This is a genomic window from Janthinobacterium sp. Bl 1 (assembly GCF_058215535.1).
The window spans coordinates 5,769,508-5,791,312 of the sequence record NZ_CM177086.1 but is presented as its reverse complement, the minus strand read 5'-3'; the positions used below and the strand labels follow the sequence as shown (position 1 = coordinate 5,791,312).

Sequence of the window (21,805 nt, the reverse complement as noted above, 5' to 3'; positions counted from 1 at the left end):
TGCGGTTGAATTCGTGGGGCTGATTATGACAGCCGGGATTTGGAAAAGGACTTGCCGTACGTCAGATACATATAGCGCAAGGTCAGATACAGCACGGCCAGGGCCAGTTCGACGCTGTGATGCATCATCGGCATGGCGCGGATGGCCGGGGCGTGGCCGGCCAGCACGACGCTGGCGAGGGACGGCACCAGCACCACCGGCCAGATCGTCTTCCATTTGAAATCGGTGGGAGAAAACAGCAGGCCGGCGCACGACCAGGCATACAGCGCGGCACCGACGAGGGCGGCCGGCAGCAATTGCAAATACAGTTGCAACAGCAAGCCCGCACAGCCAATCAGCCATGCGGCGCGCAGGCGGGGCAAGAGCGATTCGCGCCAGCCGCAATCGCCATACAGGCCGGTGGCGCAGCGCAGGGCCAGCGCCGCCAGGCAGAACATCATCGGCATGGCATCGCCGATGGCCAGTGCCGACGGGCCTTTGCCGCTCATGAACATGGCCGCGAACAGCGACAGGCCCAGACACAGGAGCAGCAGCATGCCATGCAGCAGCTGGCGGTTCATCGCATACGCGAGCAGGGCCGACGCGCACAAGCCTGCCGCAGTGACTAGGCGCATGGTCTCGCTGCGCTCGGGCAGGAACAGCAGCAAGGCCAGTACAAGGTAGGGCGCGATCCAGCCCAGTTGCCGCAAGCCGGGCCGCTGCCACAGCATGGGCAGGCGTTCCTGCAGCGCTTCCTGCAGCGAGTCGAGCCGCGTGAACAGGGACGCCGGCCAGCGCAAGGCATGCATGGCCAGCAGGGAAAAGGCCAGCGCCTGGAAGCCCAGCAGGCTGGCATAGGCCGCCGTGTCGCCGAGCTTGAAGCCGGCCGCATCGAGCACGCCCGCGAGCATGAAGTGCAGCACGAAACCGAGGCCGCCCGAGGCCAGTGCCGTCTGCTTGAAGTAGCGCTTCGCATGGACGGCGTGTTCCCACCGTTCGAACAGGTCCGTATCGAGTTTGTAAGCGAGCATCTCGCCGTGCTGCCAGCGTATCGTGTGCAGCAGTTCGCGCAGCTGCAGCGTGAATTTTTGGTCGAACAGCTGGCGCGCGTAGGCCGATGGCGGCTGCTGCGACATGATGCAGTCCAGGCCCGGGTAGCTGTCGCGGTTGTCGCTGAAATGGGCGAACGAGCGGTCGGCCCGGTAGCGCTGCACGGCAGTGCGCACCAGATCCCCATGGCTGCGCGCCAGGTAGGAAAAATCGCGGTCCCAGCCCAGCTGCTCGAACAGGGCCTGGCGCAGCACCAGGTCATAGCCGGCGCTGGCGCAGTAGCGCAGCGCGCACAGCTCGAATTCCTCGCGCACGTCGAGGTTGAGCATGGCGTCGTCCTGCAGGATGACGGCCAGTACCTCGCTGGCATCCGCATGCCGCGACTGCTCCAGGAATGCCTGCCACAGGCTGGCCGCTTCCTGTGCCGGATCGATGGCGACCACGCCCCATAGTTCCGGCGGCGGTGCGGGCTCCCGGGCAATGACGCCCCACAGTTCCGCAGGCGGCTCCTGCGCTTCCTGCGCGGGTTCGTCGATCACGCCCCACAGCTCGGCCGCTTCCAAGGGCGGCGCTTCTGGCGCYTCGGCCGCTTGCGCTTCCGGGAACTCCTCGGCAAACAGGTGCGCATGGCGCAGCGCGTATTCATACGCGTCGCGCAGCTCCTGGAAGGCGGCAGGATCGTCTTCGGGACGCGTCACCTTCAGGCGCTTTGCATACGCGCGCTTGAGGGCGCGCTCGTCGCCCGTCGGCTCCGTGCCCAGGATTGCCCACAGGCTGCGCTGTCCGTTGTCCATGCCGCCGTCCATTTACAGGAAGCTCTCGCTCTCGACCTGGCGCAGCACCTCGTCGAGTGCCTGGCGCGCCTTGCGGATGGTGTTCGGGTCCTGCGTTTCCAGCGCGGCCTGGAAATTGGCCGTGTGCGCAGCCAGGTACTGGCGCACGTCGCCCAGCGACTGTTCGTACAGGCGGTCGGCGCGCGTGACCAGGGTGCGGTTTTCCAGCTGCTCGCGCGGGTGGATCTTCAGGTCGGCCAGTTCCGCAAAGCGCTGCTCGATCTGTTCCGGCGTCATCACGCCCGCGTTGTCGCTGATGATCATCTTGTGGCGTTCCTGTGTGGCCAGCACCGTCACTTCCGCTTCCAGCACGCCGCTGATGTCATAGGTGAAGCGCACGTCGATGCCGATCTCGCCGGCTTTTTTCGCGGGTATCGGGAAGCTGATCTTGCCGAGGAAGACGTTGTCGGCCACCAGGCGCGATTCGCCCTGGAAGATCGCCACGTTGATTTCCTTCTGGTTGTCGTAGATGGTGGTGATGTTTTCCGTTCGCGAGACGGGCACCACGGAATTGCGCTCGATGATAGGCAGGTAATGGCCGCCTTCATACTGGTTCGCGCCGACCTGGCGCGAAATGGAAATGCCCAGCGAGTATGGCGCCACGTCCGTCATGACCACTTCGTCGAGGGCCGCGTCGCGCATCTTGAGGCCCGCCTGCACGGCGGCGCCCAGCGCCACGGCTTCGTCCGGGTCCAGGTGGATGGCGGGGAAGCGGCCGAACATGCGCGAGACGAGTTTGCGCACCAGCGGCATGCGCGTGGCGCCGCCGGCCAGTACCACTTCATTCAATTCTGCGGCGCGGATGGTGGCGTCGCGCAGCGCCCGTTCCACTGGCAGGCGCAGGCGGGCCAGCAGGGGCTCGCACAATTGCGCCAGCTTGTCTTCGCCGATCTCCCAGCTGTATTCCTTGTCCTGGTAGCGCGTAGCCATGCGAACGGACGGCTGGTCCGACAGCAGGCGCTTGACGCGCTCGGCCTCATCGCGCAGCAGCTGCTGCTGGCGCGGGTCGAGCAGGCGGCTGCCGACGGCGTCGCGCAGGCCGCTGCCTTCCAGGAAGGCGTCGACCAGCACGGTAACGAAGTCTTCGCCGCCGAGGAAATTGTCACCGGCTGATGCGCGCACCTCCATCACGCCTTCGAACAGCTCCAGGATCGACACGTCGAACGTGCCGCCGCCCAGGTCGAAGACGAGAAATTTGCTTTCCTGTTCCTTGTCGCGGATGCCGTAGGCCAGCGCGGCGGCCGTCGGCTCGTTGAGCAGGCGCTCCACGCGCAAGCCCGCCAGCTGGCCGGCGATGCGGGTGGCTTTGCGCTGCGCATCGCTGAAATACGCGGGCACGGTGATGATGGCTTCCTCGACCTTGTGGCCGAGGAAGGCTTCGGCATCTTCCTTCAGCGCGCGCAGCACCATCGACGACAGTTCTTCCGGACGGAATTGCTGCGTGCCGAGGGTGATCTTCTTTTCGCTGCCCATGTAGCGCTTGAAGACCGCCGCCGTCAGCTGCGGGTGCGTCTGCAGGCGCTCGCGCGCGGCGCGGCCTACGAGCACGGTGCCGTCGTCATCGATGCTCACGCATGATGGCGTCAGGTGCTCGCCGAGCGCATTCGGGATGATGGAAGCCTTGCCGTCGCGCCAGATGGCGACCAGGCTGTTGGTGGTGCCCAGGTCGATGCCGATGATCATCAGATATCCGCCTCCGCCTCATTGCCGTGTTCTTCGATCCAGGCGCGGCGTCCTGCCGCTTCGCCCTTGCCCATCAACATATTGAAGCGCAAGGCCGAAGCCATGTGATCGACTTCACCGAGCGTCACGGGCAGCAAACGGCGCGTGTCCGGGTTCATCGTCGTTTCCCACAGCTGCTCGGCGTTCATCTCGCCCAGGCCCTTGAAGCGCGAGATCGACCAGGCGCCCTGTTTCACGCCTTCCTTGCGCAGCTTGTCTTCGATGGCCACCAGTTCGCCGTCGTCGAGCGCGTAGATTTTCTGGATCGGCTTCTTGCCGCGCGCGGGCGCGTCGACCCGGTACAAAGGCGGGCGGGCGATGCAGATGTGGCCCTTGTTGATCAGGACCGGGAAGTGCTTGAAGAACAAGGTCAGCAGCAATACCTGGATGTGCGAGCCATCCACGTCCGCATCGGACAGGATGCAGATCTTGCCGTAGCGCAGACCGGACAGGTCGGGTGTATCGCCCACGTTGTGCGGGTCGACGCCGATGGCCACGGCGATATCGTGGATCTCGTTATTGGCGAACAGGCGGTCGCGGTCCGTCTCCCACGAGTTCAAAACTTTGCCGCGCAGGGGCAGAATAGCCTGGAATTCCTTGTCGCGGCCCATCTTGGCCGAACCGCCCGCCGAGTCGCCCTCGACGAGGAACAGTTCATTGCGCGCGATGTCCGACGATTCGCAGTCGGTCAGCTTGCCCGGCAAGACGGCGACGCCCGACGATTTTTTCTTTTCCACTTTTTGCAGCGAGCGCTGGCGCGACTGCGCCTGCTTGATCACCAGCTCGGCCAGCTTCTTGCCGTAGTCGACGTGCTGGTTCAGCCACAGTTCCAGCGGCGGCTTGGTGAAGGTCGAGACGAGGCGCACGGCGTCGCGCGAGTTCAGGCGCTCCTTGATCTGGCCCTGGAATTGCGGGTCCAGCACTTTCGCCGACAACACGAACGAGGCGCGCGCGAACACGTCTTCCGGCAGCAGCTTCACGCCTTTCGGCAGCAGCGAGTGCATCTCGACGAAGTTTTTCACGGCGCCGAACAGGCCGTCGCGCAAGCCCGATTCGTGCGTGCCGCCATTCGAGGTGGGGATGAGGTTGACGTACGATTCACGCACGATGGCGCCTTCTTCCGTCCACGCCACCACCCAGGCCGCGCCTTCGCCTTCGGCAAAGCCTTCCGAATCCGGACCCGCGTATTGCGCGCCTTCGAACAGGGGAATCAGGGTTTCGCCATTCGATACCTGCGCCAGCGTTTCGGTCAGGTAGCCGCGCAAGCCTTCCGCGTACTGCCACGTTTGCGTGTCGCCCGTTTTCGCGTTGGTGAGGGTGACGGTGACGCCCGGCAGCAGCACGGCTTTCGAGCGCAGCAGGCGTTGCAGCTCCGTTTGCGAGATGTTCGGCGAATCAAAATATTTTGCATCGGGCCAGGCCGTGACGCGCGTGCCCGACTTCTTGCCGTCGCGCGGGGCGGGGCGGGAATTCAATGGCTCGATCACGTCGCCATTCGCAAACACCATGTGGTGCAAGCCGTTGCCGTCGCTTTCCTTGCGCCAGACGGTGATTTCCAGGCGCGTCGACAGCGCATTGGTGACGGACACGCCGACACCGTGCAAGCCGCCCGAGAACGCGTAGGCGCCGCCCGAACCCTTGTCGAACTTGCCGCCCGCGTGCAGCCTTGTAAACACGATTTCCACGGTCGGCACGCCTTCTTCCGGGTGCAGGCCGACGGGAATGCCGCGGCCATTGTCTTCCACGGTGATGCTGCCATCCGTGTTTTGCGTGACGGCGATGTGCGTGCAATGACCGCCCAGCGCCTCGTCGGAGGCATTGTCGATCACTTCCTGAATGATGTGCAGCGGATTTTCAGTGCGGGTGTACATCCCCGGGCGCTGCTTGACGGGTTCCAGTCCTTTCAGGACACGGATGGATGATTCGCTGTAGTCGGATGCTGGTTTTTTAGTGGCCATACGTGTTCAAGCTAAGTAAAGACAGTGGTTGGAACGCCAGGCCAGGGCACTGCGGGCGCAATGACAGCGGCGGCGATAACTGTATGAATATACAGTATATCCCGTCCAGCGTCACTGGGGGAGGGCAGTGCGGCAGGCCAGGCGTCCTTGTGCGGACGCTCGCGCATTCTATCTTGTCCCGCGAGCAATAGCGCTACTCCAGGGCAACAACAGTGCGCCTCAGGCGTGGTTTTGCGCCAATTGTGCTGGATTTTATGCGGTAAAGCCCCCGTTTTTACATCTTGTTTACATGCGCCTCCCCAGTCTTTACGAATTTTTTAGACCCTTTTGGCTAATCTGCTCACTATCAAAACAAACCTGAATGAGGGTGGGAATGGATCTCGTGTATCTCGGCTTGATTGCCGTGTTTTTCGTCCTGGCGGCCGGCTTTGCCGTCGCCTGCGACAAATTAGGGAGCGTCAAATGAACGCGTTTTATGTGCTGGGCGCCGTCGTCTCGGCTGGTTTGCTCGTCTACTTGCTGGTGGCGCTGCTGAAGGCGGAGGAACTGTGATGACGACGCAATCGATACTGTTATTGGTGGCCTTCCTGGCCGTGCTGCTGGCCGCCGGCTATCCGCTGGGCCTGTACATGGCCAAGGTGGCCGGCGATGCGCCCGTGCGCGGCCTGGGCTGGCTGCAAAAGCTGGAAAACCTGCTGTACCGCTGGTCCGGCCTGCCTGCCGACAAGGCCATGGGCTGGAAAAGCTATGCCATCGCCCTGATCGTCTTCAATACCGTGGGCGCCGTCTTCGTCTACGGCTTGCAGCGCCTGCAGGGCTTTTTACCGTTGAATCCACAGGGCCTGGGCGCCGTCAGCCCCGATTCCTCGTTCAATACCACCGTCAGCTTCGTCGCCAATACCAACTGGCAGGGCTACGGCGGCGAACAGACCATGAGCTACCTGACCCAGATGCTGGGCATGGCATGCCAGAACTTCTTTTCGGCTGCCACCGGCATCGCCGTGATCTTCGCGCTGGTGCGCGGCTTCGCCTCGCGCTCGGGCAAATCGATCGGCAATTTCTGGGTCGACCTCGTGCGCTCGACCCTGTACATCCTGCTGCCGCTGTCGCTGGCCCTGTCCGTCGTCTTCATGGGCGAAGGCATGATCCAGAATTTTTCCGCCTACAAGGAAGTGACCCTGCTCGACCACGTGGCGTATGAAACGCCGAAGGTGACAGCCGACGGCCAGCCCGTGCTGGATGCGGCCGGCAAGCCCGTGATGGAAGCGCAAGTGGCGGCGACGCAGACGATCGCCATGGGCCCCGTCGCGTCGCAGGAATCGATCAAGCTGCTGGGCACGAATGGCGGCGGCTTCTTCAACGCCAATTCCTCGCACCCGTATGAAAACCCGACCGTCCTGTCGAACTTCCTGCAGATGCTGGCCATCTTCCTCATTCCCGCCGGCCTGTGCTTCACCTTCGGCCGCATGGTGGGCGACCTGCGCCAGGGCTGGGCAGTGCTGGCCGCCATGACCCTGATCTTTGTCCTCATGACGGCCGGCGTGATGAGCGCCGAGCAGCAAGCCAATCCATCCTTGCAAGCGCTGGGCGTGGATCAGCAGGCCAGCAGCCTGCAATCGGGCGGCAATATGGAAGGCAAGGAAACGCGCTTCGGCATCAGCTCCTCGACCCTGTTCGCTGCCGTGACGACGGCCGCATCGTGCGGCGCCGTCAATTCCATGCACGACTCGTACATGCCTTTGGGCGGCATGGTGCCGCTGCTGCTGATGCAGTTCGGCGAAGTGATTTTCGGCGGCGTGGGCACGGGCCTGTACGGCATGCTGATGTTCGCCATCCTGGCCGTCTTCATCGCCGGCCTGATGATAGGCCGCACGCCTGAATACCTGGGCAAGAAAATCCAGGCCTATGAAATGAAGATGGTCTCGCTGGCCATCCTGATCACGCCAGCCCTGGTCTTGACGGGCACGGCGATCGCCGTGATGGTCGAACCGGGCAAGATCGGCGTGGCCAACCCGGGCGCGCATGGTTTCTCCGAAATATTGTACGCGTTCACATCGGCCGCCAACAACAACGGCAGCGCGTTTGCCGGCCTGTCCGCCAACACGCCGTTCTACAACGTGATGCTGGCGATCGCCATGTGGTTCGGCCGCTTCGGCGTGATCGTGCCCGTGCTGGCGGTGGCCGGTTCGCTGGCGGCCAAGCAGCGCCTGTCGGCCAATGCCGGCACCATGCCCACGCACGGCCCCATGTTCATCGGCCTGCTGATCGGCGTCGTCGTGCTCGTCGGCGTGCTCAATTACGTTCCCGCGCTGGCCCTGGGCCCGATCGTCGAACACCTGCAACTTTTCATCAAATAAGAGGCTACCATGTCACGCACAAGCCTGACTTTGTTCGATTCCGCACTGATCGGCCCCGCCGTCGTCGATGCGTTCAAAAAACTCGACCCCCGCACGCAGTGGCGCAGCCCCGTGATGTTCGTCGTCTACGTGGGCAGCATCATCACGAGCCTGCTGGCGACCCAGGCCGGGATCAGCGGCGGCCAGGGTGAAGCGCCATTCGGCTTCATCGTCGCCGTCGCCGTGTGGCTGTGGTTTACCGTGCTGTTCGCGAACTTCGCCGAAGCGCTGGCCGAAGGCCGCAGCAAGGCGCAGGCGGCCTCGCTGCGCGCCCTGAAGCAGACGGTGATGGCAAAGAAAATGCAAACGCCGAAATACGGCACTTCCTGGCTGCCCACGCCGGCCACCGACCTGCGCAAGGGCATGACGGTGCTGGTCGAGGCGGGCGACGTGATTCCCGCCGACGGCGAAGTGACGGCCGGCGTGGCTTCCGTCGATGAAAGCGCCATCACGGGCGAATCGGCGCCCGTCATCCGCGAATCGGGCGGCGACTTTTCCGCCGTGACGGGCGGCACCCGCGTGCTGTCCGACTGGCTGCTGGTACGCGTTTCCGTCAACCCTGGCGAAGCCTTCATCGACCGCATGATCGCCATGGTCGAAGGCGCCAAGCGCCAGAAGACACCGAACGAGATCGCCCTGACGATTCTGCTCGTGGCCCTGTCGATCGTCTTCCTGATCGTCACCGTGACCTTGCTGCCGTACTCGCTGTTTTCCGTGGCGGCGGCCGGCAGTGGCACGCCCGTGACGATCACGGTGCTGATCGCGCTGCTCGTCTGCCTGATTCCGACCACCATCGGCGGTTTGCTGTCCGCCATCGGCGTGGCCGGCATGAGCCGCATGATGCAGGCCAATGTGATCGCCACGTCGGGCCGCGCCGTGGAAGCGGCCGGCGACGTGGACGTGCTGCTGCTCGATAAAACGGGCACCATCACCCTGGGCAACCGCCAGGCGTCGAGCTTCGTGCCTGCGCCCGGCGTGACGGAGCAGCAGCTGGCCGACGCGGCGCAGCTGGCCTCGCTGGCCGATGAAACGCCGGAAGGGCGCAGCATCGTCGTGCTGGCCAAGCAGAAGTTCAACATCCGCGAACGCGAGATGGCCAGCCTGCACGCTACCTTCGTACCGTTCACGGCGCAAACGCGCATGAGCGGCGTCGATATCGCGGGCGAACAGCAGGTGCGCCAGTTGCGCAAGGGCGCGGCCGATTCCATGAAAAAGTATGTGGAAGCGCTGGGCCAGCCGTATCCCGATGAAGTGGCGCGTGCCGTCGACGACATCGCGCGCCGCGGCAGCACGCCACTGGTGGTGGTCGACGATGGCCGTGTCATGGGCGCTGTGGAGCTGAAAGATATCGTCAAGGGCGGCATCAAGGAGCGCTTCGCGGAATTGCGCCGCATGGGCATCAAGACCGTCATGATCACGGGCGACAACAAGCTGACGGCTGCCGCGATTGCGGCCGAGGCGGGCGTGGACGATTTCCTCGCCGAAGCGACGCCGGAAGACAAGCTGAAACTCATTCGCAGCTACCAGTCCGAAGGCCGCCTGGTGGCGATGACGGGCGACGGCACCAACGACGCGCCGGCGCTGGCACAGGCCGACGTGGCCGTGGCCATGAATTCGGGCACGCAGGCGGCCAAGGAAGCGGGCAATATGGTCGATCTCGATTCGAACCCGACCAAGCTGCTGGAAATCGTTGAAATCGGCAAGCAGATGCTGATGACGCGCGGCTCGCTGACGACGTTCTCGATTTCGAACGACATCGCCAAGTACTTCGCCATCATCCCGGCCGCCTTCGTGGGCACCTATCCACAGCTCAAAGCGCTGGACATCATGCACCTGGCCAGCCCTGCGTCGGCCATCATGTCGGCCGTGATCTTCAATGCCCTGATCATCGTCGTGCTCATTCCGCTGGCCCTGAAAGGCGTGCAATACCGGGCCATCGGCGCGGCGAGCCTGTTGCGCCGCAATCTGCTGATCTATGGCCTGGGCGGCATCGTCCTGCCCTTCATCGGCATCAAGCTGATCGACATGCTGCTGTCCGCACTCAATTTAGTCTAAAGGAACCATCATGAGCACCATCGTACGTCCCGCCCTGGTCCTGTTTGCCGCGCTGACCGTGATCTGCGGCGTCGTCTATCCATTCGCCACGGCCGGCATCGGCCAGCTGGCCTTCAGCGATGAAGTCAACGGCAGCATCGTCGAGCGTGGCGGAAAACCCGTCGGCTCGACCCTGATCGGCCAGTCCTTCACGTCGCCCAAGTACTTCTGGGGCCGGCCATCGGCCACCGCGCCGATGGCCAATAACGGCGCCGGTTCGGGCGGCTCGAACCAGGGACCGACCAATCCGGCCCTGGTAGACGCCGTCAGGGCGCGCATCGCCGCTCTGAAGGAAGCGGATCCCGGCAACACGCGCGCCATTCCCGTCGACCTGGTAACGGCGTCGGGCAGCGGCCTGGATCCGGAAATCAGTCTGGCCGGTGCCTTGTATCAGGCGCCGCGCGTGGCCCGCGTGCGCGCCATGCCGCTGGCGCAGGTGGAAAACGCCATCGCCAAGGTGCAGAAAACCGCATATATCGGCTTTTTCGGCGAACCGCGCGTGAATGTGCTGGAACTGAACCTGGCGCTCGATGCGATGGCGAAGTAAGCTGGCGAAGATGCGCAGGCCGGCGTAGGTCGGCTTAGCGCAGCGTAAGCCGACACCACCACCAGCCAGGCCAACAATGTCGTCGGATTACGCGCAAGCGCTAATCCGACCTACGTGCTTACGTCGCCGCTTGGCGCCACGGCAAAATAACAAGATAGCATTACGCAAGAAGATTAAAATACAACATGCTCCCCAACGACAGCCAACGCCCCGACCCTGATGCCCTGCTGGCGCAAGTGCAGGCGCAGGAAAAGAAAGCCGCGCGCGGCCGGCTGCGCATCTATTTTGGCGCCTCGGCCGGCGTCGGCAAGACCTATGCGATGCTGGCGGCCGCGCGCAAATTGCTGGCCGATGGCCAGGACTTGCTGGTGGGCGTGGTGGAGACGCATGGGCGCCAGGATACGGCGGCCCAGCTTGACGGGCTGCCCGTGCTGCCCCTGAAGGCCATCGAGTACCGGGGCAAGACCCTGTACGAGTTCGACCTCGACGAAGCGCTTCGCCGCGCGCCGCCTTTGATACTGATGGATGAACTGGCCCACTCGAACGTGGCCGGCTCGCGCCATCCGAAGCGCTGGCAGGATGTCGAGGAATTGCTGGCCGCCGGCATCGACGTGCTGTCGACCGTCAATGTGCAGCACCTGGAAAGCCTCAATGACGTGGTGGGGGGGATCACGGGCGTACGCGTGGCCGAAACCTTGCCCGACACGGTATTCGACCGCGCCGATGAAGTGGTGCTCGTCGATATCCCCGCCGATGAACTGCTGCGCCGCCTGAAGCAGGGCAAGGTGTATCAGCCGCTGCAGGCCGAGCGGGCGTCGCAGCATTTTTTCCGCAAGGGCAATCTGATCGCCCTGCGCGAACTGGCCTTGCGCCGCACGGCGGACCGGGTACAGGACGATGTGCAGGCTTACCGCGTCGAGAAATCGATCAACCCCGTATGGAAGACGGGCGCCGCGCTGCTGGCCTGCGTGGGACCGCACGCGGGGGGCGAACACGTAATCCGCAGCACGGCGCGACTGGCCAGCCAGCTGAATGCGGAATGGCATGCGCTGTACGTGGAAACGCCGCGTTTGCAGCGCCTGCCGGCGGGCCAGCGCGAACGCATCCTGAAAACCCTGAAACTGGCGCAGGACCTGGGCGCGCGCACGGCCATTGTGCCGTCGGCCGACATCGCCGGCGCCGTGGTCGAGTATGCGCGCAGCGCGAATATCTCGAAAGTCATCGTGGGCCGAGGCCGCACCAACGCGCTGGCGCGCCTGTGGCAGGCGCCGCCGGCCGCGCGCATGGCCAGCCTGGCACCCGATATCGATCTGATCGAAGTGGGCTTGCCGCCAGCCGATGCGGCGCCCCGGCGCGCAAGCGGCGACGATGCGGAAGCGCCGCGCCGGTCCTCGCGCCATTGGCGCTACATCGTGGCCGCCGGCGTCAGCCTGGCCACGGCCCTCGCCTCGGTTCCATTGCAACCGTACCTGGACCTGGCCAATATCGCCATGCTGTCCCTGCTGACGGTGGTGCTGGTGGCCGTGCGCCTGGGGCGCGGACCGGCGGCGCTGGCCAGCCTGGTGGGCGTGGCCAGCTTCGATTTCATCTTCGTGCCGCCCCGTTTCTCGTTTGCCGTGGGCGATTTCCAGTATGTGATCACGTTTGGCGTGATGCTGGCCGTGGGCCTGATCACGGGCCACCTGACGGCCGGCCTGCGCTTCCAGGCCCGCGTGGCATCGCACCGCGAGGCGCGCGCCCGCGCCCTGTACGAATTTTCGCGCGAGCTGTCCGGCGTGCTGCAGACGGAGCAGATTTTCGACATCACGAAAAGCGCCATCGAGCGGGCTTTCCGCGCACGCGCAACCTTGCTGTTGCCCGATGACGAAGGCAGCTTGCAAGTCCCTAACGGCGGCGAGGCGCTCGATATCGGCATCGCCCAGTGGGCCTTCGACCATGCGCAGGCGGCGGGAACGGGCACCGACACCTTGCCGGCGTCGCCCATTTTCTACCTGCCGCTGATCGCACCGATGCGCACGCGCGGCGTGCTGGCGCTGCTGCCGCTCGAGGGTGCGCAGCGCGGGCGCTGGCTGCTGGTACCGGAACAGCGCCAGCACCTCGATACCTTTGCCGCGCTGGCAGCCATCGCCCTCGAGCGCGTGCACTACATCGACGTGGCCCAGGGCGCGCTGCTGCAGATGGAGTCCGAGCGGCTGCGCAATTCGCTGCTGGCGGCCCTGTCGCACGATTTGCGCACCCCTTTGACGTCGCTGGTGGGCCTGGCCGAATCGCTGGCTTTGTCCCGGCCCGCGCTGTCGCCCGCGCAGCTGGACATGGCGCGCTCGCTGCAGTCCGAAACCGTGCGCATGAGCGCCCTGGTGGCGAACTTGCTGGACATGGCGCGCATCGAGAGCGGCCAGGTGCGGCTGAACCTGCAATGGCAGGCGCTGGAAGAAGTGGTGGGCAGCGCGCTGCGCGCCAGCGGCCCGCAATTGCAGCAGCATGCCGTGCAGACGCAGCTGGCGCCGGATTTGCCGCTGGTGCGCTACGACGCCGTGCTGGTCGAACGCGTGCTGTGCAACCTGCTGGAAAACGCGGCCAAGTATACGCCGCCCGGCAGCACTATCACGGTCGCGGCCGGCGTACACGGCCAGTTCCTGCAGGTGACGGTGTTTGACGATGGCCCGGGCTTGCCGCCGGGCCGCGAAGAAGCCATCTTTGAAAAATTCACGCGCGGCGAGCGGGAATCGAACAAGCCGGGTGTCGGCCTGGGGTTGGCCATTTGCCGCGCCATCGTCGAAGCCCACGGTGGCACCATCCACGCGCAGCCGCATGTGCCGGGACAGGGGGCCGCCATCGTCTTCAGCCTGCCGCTGGGCACGCCCCCGGCGCCGCCGGAGCTTGAGCTCGATGACGCCAACGACCATGAAACAGGAAAATCAATATGAACGAACCTTCCGCCACCGCCTTGCTGGTCGAGGATGAACCGCAAATCCGCCGCTTCGTGCGCGCCGCGCTGGAAGACGAGGGCTGGCAGATTTTCGAATCGGCCACCATGCAGCGGGGCTTGATCGATGCGGGCACGCGGCGGCCCGACCTGATCGTGCTGGACCTGGGACTGCCCGATGGTGATGGCATCGATTTCATCGCCGACATCCGCAAATGGTCGGCCGTGCCCATCATCGTGCTGTCGGCGCGCGTTGACGAGCAGGACAAGATCCGCGCGCTCGACGCGGGCGCCGATGACTACTTGACCAAGCCGTTCGGCGTGGGCGAATTGCTGGCCCGCGTGCGCGCCACCTTGCGCCGCCAGCGCCAGCCCGCCGCCAGCGACGATGGCGTGGTGCAGTTTGGCGACGTGCGCGTCGACCTGAAGGACCGCCTGGTCACGCGCAACAAGCAGCTGGTGCACATGACGCCGACGGAATTCCGTTTGCTGTCCGTGCTCGTGAAAAACGCGGGCAGGGTGGTCACCAATCCGCAGCTGCTGCGTGAAGTGTGGGGGCCGTCGAACAGCGAAAACGGCCATTACCTGCGCATCTACATGGGCCATCTGCGCCAGAAGCTGGAAGCCGATCCGGCCCAGCCGCAGTACCTGCTGACGGAAACGGCCGTCGGCTACCGGCTGCTGCTGCCGCTCTAGACACCTTTGTGTCCCCTGTTTGAAAACAGGCGCCGCGCGCGCCAGGGGGACGCTTTACTTAAAATTTTTGCAGCGATTTTTTGCAGCGGCGGGCCAGCTGCGCCATGTTGGCAAAGGCCCATACCACCGATGAAGAAGAACAACCATGAACAAAATGCTACTTGCACTTGCCGTCGCCACAGCCTTGACGGGCAGCCTGGCCCACGCGGACGAGGCCAAGCCCGATAATGAAGTGAGCTTCAACGTGGCCGGCGTATCCGACTATCGCTACCGCGGCATCTCGCAGACACGCTTGAAACCGGCGCTGCAGGGCGGCGTCGACTATGTCAACAATCCGACTGGCCTGTACGCGGGCGCCTGGGCCTCCACCATCAAGTGGACCAAGGACGCGGGCGGCAGCGGCGACGTGGAAGTGGACCTGTATGCGGGCAAGCGTGGCCAGTTGGGCAGCGATGTTGGCTATGACGTGGGCGTGCTCGCCTATGTGTATGCGAACAACGGCTTGAAGCACGTCGCCGGCCTGGCCGACGCGGACACGCAGGAAGTCTACGGCCAGCTGTCGTATGGCCCCGCCTATATCAAGTATTCGCACGCCGTCTCGAACCTGTTCGGCATCGTCAACAGCAAGAACAGCGGCTACCTGGACATCGGCGTGAATATCGACCTGACGAACGGCTGGACCGGCAACCTGCATGCGGGCCATCAGAAGGTCAAGAACAACGATGCATCGAGCTATACGGACTGGAAAGTGGGCGTCACGCGCGACTTCGGTATTGTTTCGGGCGCGCTGGCCGTGATCGGCACGAACGCGGGCAAATCGGCCTATGCCTCGCCCGTGAATGGCAAATTCATGGGCAAGACGGCGCTGCAGCTGACGGTCAGCAAGACGTTTTAATTGACAGAGAAGAAGGCGGCGCATGCGCCGCCTTTTTTTGCGTGCCCGGCCCGGCTAGGCGGGCAGGTTGAAAACGGCGCAGTACAGCTGTCCCAGGCTGACCACGCGGGCGGCCGGGATCTGCGCGGCCAGCGCATGGGCGGGCGCCGCTTGCGTGTCCGTTGCCAGCAGCACGCGCAGGTCCGGATTGATGCTGCGCGCATGTGCGATGCGGCGCGCCAGGCCTGATTGCGCGGCGGCGTTGACGACACCGTCGAGCGGCACCACCAGCACGCGCGCGGCGACCAGGGCCGAACGGCTGCCCATGGAGTCGCGGCCTTCGCTGTCGATGACGATGTCGTGGTAGCAGTGCACCAGGTGTTCCAGCTCCGGCTGCAAGCCCTTGGCGCTGATGGTGCGTGCCATCAGGCGCGGCCGCGTCAGGCTGCCGTGCATGGCGCCGTCGTGCATATTCCTCGCCTGCGTCATGGCGCCCTGGCGCGGATCGGCATCGAGCAGCAATACCTTGCGTCCGGCCAGCGCGCGCGAAGCGGCCAGCCGCCCGGCCAGGATGGATTTCTCCATCCCTCCGCGTTCATCCGTGATGGCGATGATCATCTTGGCGCACGGCTGGCATGATGTTGGCAGGGGAAACCAGCTGCAGCAGGCAGCCTTCGCGCGGCTCGTCCCTGTCGCTGGCCGTCCATGCGGGCAGTTCCAGCAGGGGCTCGAGGGCCGCGGCCAGGGCGGCCTGGCCGGCGGCCGACATGGGCGTCATCGGCAGGCGCAAGGCGTTGCGCACCTTGCCCTGCATGGCCAGCGCTGCTTTGACGGGAGCGGGATTCGGTTCGGCAAACAGCAGGCGGATGACGGGCAGCATGGTCTTGAACAGGGCGCCGGCGGCGCCGTGGCGGCCCTGCCTGACGAGGTGGTACAGCTGCGCGTACAGGTCGGGGCGCACCTGGGCGGCGGCCGACATGGCGCCATGGCCACCCATGGACAGGCTGGCCAGCAGCAGCGCATCGTCGCCGCACAAGACGTCCAGGCGCGTGTCGAGCAGCAGTTCGCCCAGCTGCTGCAGCTTGCCGCCCGCTTCCTTGATGGCGACGAAGTGCGAGTCGCGCGCCAGCAGGGCGGCCGTCTGCGGTTCGATATTGACGCCGGTGCGGGCCGGCACGTTGTACAGCACGATGGACTGGTCGGTGGCGGCGGCGATGGCCTGGAAGTGGCGCACGATGCCGTCCTGCGACGGGCGCACATAGGCGGGGGCGGAGACCAGCAGGCCCGCCAGCGGATGGTCGTTGTAGCGCTGCACCGTGGCGACGACGCTGCGCGTATCGCTGCCGCCTATCCCCATCACGACGGGTAAGCGGGGGCCGACGGCTTCGAGCACGCTGTCTAACAGCATGGTCTGTTCGGCGGCGCTCAGCATGGCCGCTTCGCCCGTGGTGCCGCACACCACGAGGCCATCGATGCCGCTGGCGGCCAGTTCGCACGCGAGCTGCTGGGCCGCGTCGAAGTCGATGTCGCCGTCGCCATCGCGGAAGGGCGTGACCATCGGCACCCAGATGCCCTGGAAGTGCGCGGTGATGCGCATCGAGGACATCGCCTGCTCGCAGGAATACTGGTTCATAGCGATTTCCCCTGGCTGATGCGGCCAAATTCGGCCGCCGGCAGCAGGCGCATGACGGCGTCCATCGTCAGGCGCAGGGCCGGTTCCGTCACGCACAGCCAGACTTTCATGCGCTCGGCGTGGTCGACCGCCTCGACGCGCATGAACGACAGCATGCCGCCGCACGTCCTGACGACCAGCTGGCGCAGCTCGGCCAGGCAGGCTTTGTCGACCGTGATATGCATGAGGAAAGTGGGCAGGCGCGGGTGGCGGTGGGGCAGGGCTTGACGTGCGGACAGGCGTGAATGGGGTTCCATGGTGGCTTTGCAGCGGTGGTTAAGGTACGTTCAAGATTAGCAGCGGAGGCGTAAAGATTCTCTAAAAAGCGGGGCCGCCAGCGTAAACGGGGCGTATGCGTTTGCCGCCGGCGTGTTGCGTGGATGCCCCGCAGGTATGCTTTTGTTACAAAATTGAATCGTGCTTTTGAAGGCAGGGGTTTATATTGAAACCGTTCTCCGCTTTCAGTCAGCCCCGCCATGTCAGACGAAAAAGATCCCCAGCAGTCCCCGTCCACAGACCCAGCGCCGCCAGAGCCAGCACCGGCGCGGCCCGACAGGGTCGGCCGCCGGGCACCCGATGACGAGCACCGCGCGCGCGACGCCGCCCCCCGCTACCTGAAGGATAACGATACGCCGCTGGCGCTGGCCTGGCGGGTGATCTCGTCGCGCTACCGCTCCATGCGCGACAAGGCCAGCCGCGATTTCATGCGGCGCACCCTGCGCATCGGTATCTCTGCGCGCATTTTCCACCCCGAGCCGGGCGCCACTGGCCTGCGCAGCAAGAACCTGCAATACCTGGAAGAGTCGATCGCGCAGTGGGTCATGTCGCGCGACGTGCTGGTGTTCATGATCCCGACGGTCAATACCAACGGTCAGCTACACCCGAGTAACATCACCCTGCGCCACTATGCGCGCCACCTCGACGGCCTGGTGCTGCAGGGCGGCGCCGACGTCTCGCCGCAGACGTATTCCGAGGCGGCCACGCGGCCCGAATGGAACGGCGACCGCGCGCGCGACCTGTACGAACTGGAACTGCTGCACGAATTCGTCGATGCGGGCAAACCCGTGCTGGGCATATGCCGCGGCTGCCAACTGATCAACGTGGGCTTTGGCGGCACCCTGTACCAGGACATCGCTTCGGACGTGGAAGGCGCCGCCTCGCACGTCAACGACCTGTATGACCGTCACCGCCACACCATCGTCTTCCCGAAAGGCTCGTCGCTGGCCGGCATGTTCCCGAAGGCGGGCGAGGCGCTCGTCAATTCCATCCACCACCAGTCGGTCAAGGATCTGGGGCGCGACGTCACCGTGGAAGCGTATTCGCAAGGGGACAACATCGTTGAAGCCATCCGCTACCAGCGGGCGCGTTTTGTCATGGGCTTGCAGTGGCACCCGGAATTCCATTCGGCGGGCGGCGTCGAGCTGCTTGATTGCACGCCCATCCTCGATAATTTCTTGCGCGCAGCGCGGGAGACGCGGTTTTGAGTACGCACCTGATGCGCCGGCGCATGGTGCTGGCCGGCCTGCTGGCATTGCCCCTGACGGGCTTGCGCGCGGCACCGCGCCCGCATGACGGCCCGCTGCCGTTTGCGCTGACGTCCGCCGCGCGGGCCCGCATGCTCAAGGCGAAGGTGGCGCCGGCCATCGCGGAACAGGTGCTCAAGGCGGCGCGCAAGGATGCGGCGCGGCCCGTGCATCTGATGGCCGAAGTGCGCACGGGCGGCTTGCTGAAGGGAGAGGGCGGTCGCGAGACCAGCCAGCAGGCGCAGGAAGACTGGCGCCAGGCGCGCTTGCAGGCCCTGGCCTGGCGGCTGTCTGGCGAGATGGCGCATTTCGAGGCGGCGCGCCAGCTGCTGCTGGCCTGGAGCGGTAGTTATCAGCCTTCGTTCAGTCCCGTCGACGAGACGGAGCTGGCCAGCTTGCTGATGGGATTTGACCTGGTGCAGGAGCGCTTGAACGGCGTCGAGCGCGAGCAGGTGCAGGCGTTTTGCCGCACCCTGGCGAACGGGTATCTGAGTGACCCCATCAAGGTGGGCGGCCCGTCCACGGCGCGTAATAACTGGCACAGCCACCGCATCAAGATCGGCACGGCCGCCGCGTATGTCACGGGCGACGCCTTGCTGATCGCGCGCGCGAAGGAGCGCTTCCTGGCGCACGTGCCGCGCAATATCGGCGCCGGCGGCGTGCCCTTCGACTTCGAGCAGCGCGACGCCCTCCATTACACCACCTACAGCCTGGAGCCGCTGCTGACGACGGCGCTGATGGCGCAGGCGCATGGCGACGACTGGTATGGCGCGCCGGAAGCGAAGCGCCTTGCCGAGGCGCTGGCCTGGCTGTCACCGTATGCGCAGGGCAAAAAAACGCACGAGGAATTCGCGAAAAGCGCCGTGCCCTTCGACCGCAAGCGCGTGGCGGCCGGCGAAAAGGGTTTTACGGGGAATTGGGAACCGAAGGGCGCCGCCAATGTGTATTTGCTGGCGGCGTGCTTCGATCCCGCTTACCTGTCCCTTGCGCTGGAATTGCGCCCGCCAGCCTGGGCGCTGGCGCTGTACGGCAACTGATTAAAACTTTGTGCGCAAGGTCAGCATGACATTGCGCGGTTCGCCGTAAAAGCCCGTCTGGAACAGGCCCAGGCCCGTGAAGTACTTTTTACCCGTCAGGTTGTTCACGTTCAGGCTGGCCGTCGTGTTCTTGCTGATTTCGTAGCGGGCCAACAGGTTGACCAGGGCAAAGCCGCCTTGTTCAATGCGCGCATAGTCATTGGCGGCCGGGTTCCAGATATGGCCGTAGAAGCCGCTTTGCCAGTTGACGCCACCACCCACGGTGATTTTATTCAGGCTGGCCGGCAGGCGCCATGTCCCCTGCACGCGCAGCAGGTGCGGCGGCTGCGTCGTTTGCAGCATGGTGGAAAACACTTCCTGTCCATCCTTGTCGCGGATACGCGTATAGGTATAGCCGGCGCTCAGTTTCACATCGTTCAGCACTTCGCCGGTCACTTCCATTTCCAGGCCGCGGCTGGTGACGCCGTCGATGCCTTCATATGCTTCCTCGCCATTGACCTCGCCCACATAGTTGGCCACGTTGCTCTGGCGGATCTGGTACAGCGAGGCGCTGGCGTTGACTTTACCTTCCAGAAATTCGGCTTTCACGCCCGCCTCGAAACCCTTGCCGCGCACGGGGGCGAGGAAGTTGCGGTTCATGTCGCGGTTGCTTTGCGGCGCGAAGATGCTCGTGTAGCTGCCGAAGAGGGAATAGGTTTTGTCCAGGTCATACACGACGCCCGCATACGGCGTGATGACATTGCTTTCGTCGATACGCGAGGTGATGCGCGCCGTGCCGCTGTCGAAGAAGCTGCGGTCCTGGTTCTGCTTGTAGTTGCTGACGCGCGCGCCGACGATGACGGACAGCGCATCCAGGGGACGCAGGCGCAGTGCGCCATACAGGCCACTCTGGCGTGTCGTGTCGTTGTCGTTACCCAGGCGCGTGAACGCCGGTTCCGCGTACTGGCCGCGCCAGTCGAAGTAGCTGCCTTCCACGGGCGGGTAGACGGATTCGTAGACGGGACCGTCCTGCTTCGCGCTGGATGAGGAATAGCCGATCATCGCTTCGTGGCGGCGGCCGAAGGCCGTGAATGGTCCGCTGGCGTCGACGTTGACGGTGGTCTGGCGGCGGTCGCCCTTGTATTTGCCCATGAAGAAGTAGGTGCCTTCGCCCGTGACGGGATCGGGATTGCCGCCGCTGGCCGAACCGAGCACGCTGTCATGCCTGCTGCGCAGCTGGTTGGCGCTCAATTTCAGTTTCCACTCGTTGGCGAACGTATGTTCGAGCGACGAGAACAGCGTGGTGTTCTGCATGTCGCGGCGGCTCCAGTCCGTGGCCGGGTTCCACGAGGTGGGGAAATCCGTGCGCGAGCCGTCGGCCAGCAGCACGGGGAAACCGGTCCACGTCGAGCCGCGCGGCTTGTAGTCCTGGTGCGTGAAGCCGGCCGTCAGCAGGGTGACGGGTGTCAGGTCCGCCTCGATGATGCCGTAGGCGACGGATTTCTGCTGCGTGTAGCGGTCCAGGTGGGAATGCTTGTCCTGGTAGGCGCCCACCAGGCGGCCGCGCACCGTGCGGCTGTCGTTGAGCGGGCCGGAAACATCGGCTTCGCCGCGGTAGTTGTCCCACGATCCCGCACCCAGGGTGGCCGAGCCTTCGAAGACTGCGGTGGGGCGCTTGCGCACCATGTTCACGGTGGCCGACGGGTCGCCCGAGCCGCTCATCAAGCCCGTTGCACCCTTGAGCACTTCGATGCGGTCGTAGATGGCCATGTCGCTGTTCGTCGTGCCCCAGTCGTAGACGCCGTCATAGATGGCCGACACGCCGTCATACTGGAAATTGGTGACGGCAAAGCCGCGCGCCCAGAAGCTCCAGCGGTCGCTGTCATAGTTTTGCACGTTGACGCCATTGACGTTCTTCATGACGTCGGAGACGGCATTGCTGTTCTGGTCATCCATCTGCTGGCGCGTGACGATGGTCAGCGATTGCGGCGTTTCGCGCTGCGTCAGGGCCAGGCCTGTGGCGCCGCTGGCGGGGCCGCCCGTATAGCTGCCCGTGCCGCTGGTGACGGCGCTGCGTTCGGCTGCCGCCACCACGGTGACGCCGCCCATGACGGCCATGCCGCGGCTGTCCGCCGAAGGGGCGCCGGCGCTGGCGGGGATTTTCTGCAGCAGGTAGCCGCCATTCGCCTGCGGCACGGCTTGCAGGCCGCTGCCGGCCAGCAGCACGCGGAAACCATCGTGTACGCCATAGCTGCCTTGCAGGCCGGCGCTGCGCAAGCCCTGCGTGGCATCGCTGGAGAACGACAATAAAATGGCGCTGTCGCTGCCGAAGCGCGTCAGCACGTCGCCCAGCGCACCGGCGGGAATGCTGTAGGTGCGCACTTGCCGGGTTTGCGCCTGGGCCGATGCCGGCAGGGCCAGGGCCATGCCGATCTGCGACAGGGCGCAGGCGAGGACGGTGCGGGTAAGGAGGGAACGCGAAGCGTGGTGCATGGAATAAAACCTTTCGTGGATGCGCA

The 21,805-nt window shown here is 64.8% G+C and carries 16 protein-coding genes; 9 read left to right on the top strand and 7 right to left on the bottom strand.

The window, feature by feature from the left end; all coding sequences use genetic code 11:
- Positions 1-23: 23 nt before the first annotated feature.
- The 3 genes from AC4BCN_RS26140 to AC4BCN_RS26130 are packed head-to-tail and all read right to left on the bottom strand — an operon-like array spanning position 24 to position 5,542.
- The gene (locus tag AC4BCN_RS26140; protein ID WP_490492089.1) at positions 24-1,823 is read right to left on the bottom strand and encodes a hypothetical protein; all 1,800 of its coding nucleotides are present in this window, start codon (positions 1,821-1,823) and stop codon (positions 24-26) included.
- Positions 1,824-1,835: 12 nt separating this feature from the next.
- Positions 1,836-3,545 carry a molecular chaperone HscC gene (locus AC4BCN_RS26135; RefSeq protein WP_034746479.1) on the bottom strand — a complete coding sequence of 570 codons (1,710 nt, stop codon included), beginning with the start codon at positions 3,543-3,545 and terminating at the stop codon, positions 1,836-1,838.
- Entirely contained in the window at positions 3,545-5,542 is a 1,998-nt protein-coding gene (locus AC4BCN_RS26130) for a DNA topoisomerase IV subunit B (RefSeq protein WP_139090723.1), read from the bottom strand. Before AC4BCN_RS26130 ends, AC4BCN_RS26135 begins: the two co-directional genes overlap by 1 nt.
- Before the next feature lie 462 nt (positions 5,543-6,004).
- Between AC4BCN_RS26130 and kdpF the strand changes: the two genes are divergently transcribed.
- The 7 genes from kdpF to AC4BCN_RS26095 all read left to right on the top strand — a co-directional run bounded on the left by kdpF (position 6,005) and on the right by AC4BCN_RS26095 (position 15,096).
- Positions 6,005-6,094 (top strand): K(+)-transporting ATPase subunit F, encoded by a 90-nt coding sequence (gene kdpF, locus AC4BCN_RS26125; RefSeq protein ID WP_034746483.1) that lies wholly within the window; start codon positions 6,005-6,007, stop codon positions 6,092-6,094.
- On the top strand, positions 6,094-7,899 hold the full coding sequence (kdpA, locus tag AC4BCN_RS26120; protein ID WP_139090724.1) for a potassium-transporting ATPase subunit KdpA: 1,806 nt from the start codon (positions 6,094-6,096) through the stop codon (positions 7,897-7,899). Before kdpF ends, kdpA begins: the two co-directional genes overlap by 1 nt.
- Positions 7,900-7,908: 9 nt before the next feature.
- Positions 7,909-9,993 (top strand): potassium-transporting ATPase subunit KdpB, encoded by a 2,085-nt coding sequence (gene kdpB, locus AC4BCN_RS26115; RefSeq protein ID WP_485881519.1) that lies wholly within the window; start codon positions 7,909-7,911, stop codon positions 9,991-9,993.
- A 10-nt stretch (positions 9,994-10,003) separates the two neighbouring features.
- On the top strand, positions 10,004-10,579 hold the full coding sequence (gene kdpC, locus AC4BCN_RS26110; protein ID WP_490492088.1) for a potassium-transporting ATPase subunit KdpC: 576 nt from the start codon (positions 10,004-10,006) through the stop codon (positions 10,577-10,579).
- A gap of 185 nt (positions 10,580-10,764) precedes the next feature.
- Positions 10,765-13,506 (top strand): DUF4118 domain-containing protein, encoded by a 2,742-nt coding sequence (locus tag AC4BCN_RS26105; protein ID WP_490492087.1) that lies wholly within the window; start codon positions 10,765-10,767, stop codon positions 13,504-13,506.
- A complete protein-coding gene (kdpE, locus tag AC4BCN_RS26100) occupies positions 13,503-14,201 on the top strand; it encodes a two-component system response regulator KdpE (RefSeq protein ID WP_034746496.1) in 699 nt (232 codons plus the stop codon). Before AC4BCN_RS26105 ends, kdpE begins: the two co-directional genes overlap by 4 nt.
- 145 nt (positions 14,202-14,346) lie before the next feature.
- Entirely contained in the window at positions 14,347-15,096 is a 750-nt protein-coding gene (locus tag AC4BCN_RS26095; RefSeq protein ID WP_490492086.1) for a TorF family putative porin, read from the top strand.
- 54 nt (positions 15,097-15,150) lie between these two features.
- Here the strand turns inward: AC4BCN_RS26095 and AC4BCN_RS26090 are convergent, their stop codons facing one another.
- Genes AC4BCN_RS26090 through AC4BCN_RS26080 form a run of 3 tightly spaced genes read right to left on the bottom strand, consistent with a single transcriptional unit; the run spans position 15,151 to position 17,004 of the window.
- Positions 15,151-15,693 carry an AAA family ATPase gene (locus AC4BCN_RS26090; protein WP_490492085.1) on the bottom strand — a complete coding sequence of 181 codons (543 nt, stop codon included), beginning with the start codon at positions 15,691-15,693 and terminating at the stop codon, positions 15,151-15,153.
- Positions 15,671-16,708, bottom strand: a complete 1,038-nt coding sequence (gene dapA, locus AC4BCN_RS26085) for a 4-hydroxy-tetrahydrodipicolinate synthase (RefSeq protein WP_490492084.1) — start codon at positions 16,706-16,708, stop codon at positions 15,671-15,673. Before dapA ends, AC4BCN_RS26090 begins: the two co-directional genes overlap by 23 nt.
- Positions 16,705-17,004, bottom strand: coding sequence for a hypothetical protein (locus AC4BCN_RS26080; protein WP_235194154.1), 300 nt, complete (start codon positions 17,002-17,004; stop codon positions 16,705-16,707). Before AC4BCN_RS26080 ends, dapA begins: the two co-directional genes overlap by 4 nt.
- A 219-nt stretch (positions 17,005-17,223) precedes the next feature.
- Between AC4BCN_RS26080 and AC4BCN_RS26075 the strand changes: the two genes are divergently transcribed.
- Both AC4BCN_RS26075 and AC4BCN_RS26070 read left to right on the top strand, forming a co-directional pair.
- Positions 17,224-18,231, top strand: a complete 1,008-nt coding sequence (locus AC4BCN_RS26075) for a gamma-glutamyl-gamma-aminobutyrate hydrolase family protein (protein WP_490492083.1) — start codon at positions 17,224-17,226, stop codon at positions 18,229-18,231.
- Entirely contained in the window at positions 18,228-19,307 is a 1,080-nt protein-coding gene (locus AC4BCN_RS26070) for an alginate lyase family protein (RefSeq protein ID WP_490492082.1), read from the top strand. The genes AC4BCN_RS26075 and AC4BCN_RS26070 overlap by 4 nt, the downstream gene beginning before the upstream one ends.
- Here AC4BCN_RS26070 and AC4BCN_RS26065 read toward each other — a convergent pair whose 3' ends face one another.
- Entirely contained in the window at positions 19,308-21,779 is a 2,472-nt protein-coding gene (locus AC4BCN_RS26065) for a TonB-dependent siderophore receptor (RefSeq protein WP_490492081.1), read from the bottom strand.
- Between the last annotated feature and the right edge of the window lie 26 nt (positions 21,780-21,805).

Bases quoted from the DNA above. Each gene is read 5' to 3' on its own strand.
- AC4BCN_RS26075 (WP_490492083.1), top strand. From the start codon at position 17,224: ATGTCAGACGAAAAAGATCCCCAGCAGTCCCCGTCCACAGACCCAGCG.
- AC4BCN_RS26105 (WP_490492087.1), top strand. From the start codon at position 10,765: ATGCTCCCCAACGACAGCCAACGCCCCGACCCTGATGCCCTGCTGGCG.
- kdpE (WP_034746496.1), top strand. From the start codon at position 13,503: ATGAACGAACCTTCCGCCACCGCCTTGCTGGTCGAGGATGAACCGCAA.
- AC4BCN_RS26065 (WP_490492081.1), bottom strand. From the start codon at position 21,779: ATGCACCACGCTTCGCGTTCCCTCCTTACCCGCACCGTCCTCGCCTGC.
- AC4BCN_RS26080 (WP_235194154.1), bottom strand. From the start codon at position 17,004: ATGGAACCCCATTCACGCCTGTCCGCACGTCAAGCCCTGCCCCACCGC.
- kdpA (WP_139090724.1), top strand. From the start codon at position 6,094: ATGACGACGCAATCGATACTGTTATTGGTGGCCTTCCTGGCCGTGCTG.
- AC4BCN_RS26090 (WP_490492085.1), bottom strand. From the start codon at position 15,693: ATGATCATCGCCATCACGGATGAACGCGGAGGGATGGAGAAATCCATC.
- kdpF (WP_034746483.1), top strand. From the start codon at position 6,005: ATGAACGCGTTTTATGTGCTGGGCGCCGTCGTCTCGGCTGGTTTGCTC.
- kdpB (WP_485881519.1), top strand. From the start codon at position 7,909: ATGTCACGCACAAGCCTGACTTTGTTCGATTCCGCACTGATCGGCCCC.
- dapA (WP_490492084.1), bottom strand. From the start codon at position 16,708: ATGAACCAGTATTCCTGCGAGCAGGCGATGTCCTCGATGCGCATCACC.
- AC4BCN_RS26095 (WP_490492086.1), top strand. From the start codon at position 14,347: ATGAACAAAATGCTACTTGCACTTGCCGTCGCCACAGCCTTGACGGGC.
- AC4BCN_RS26130 (WP_139090723.1), bottom strand. From the start codon at position 5,542: ATGGCCACTAAAAAACCAGCATCCGACTACAGCGAATCATCCATCCGT.
- AC4BCN_RS26135 (WP_034746479.1), bottom strand. From the start codon at position 3,545: ATGATCATCGGCATCGACCTGGGCACCACCAACAGCCTGGTCGCCATC.
- kdpC (WP_490492088.1), top strand. From the start codon at position 10,004: ATGAGCACCATCGTACGTCCCGCCCTGGTCCTGTTTGCCGCGCTGACC.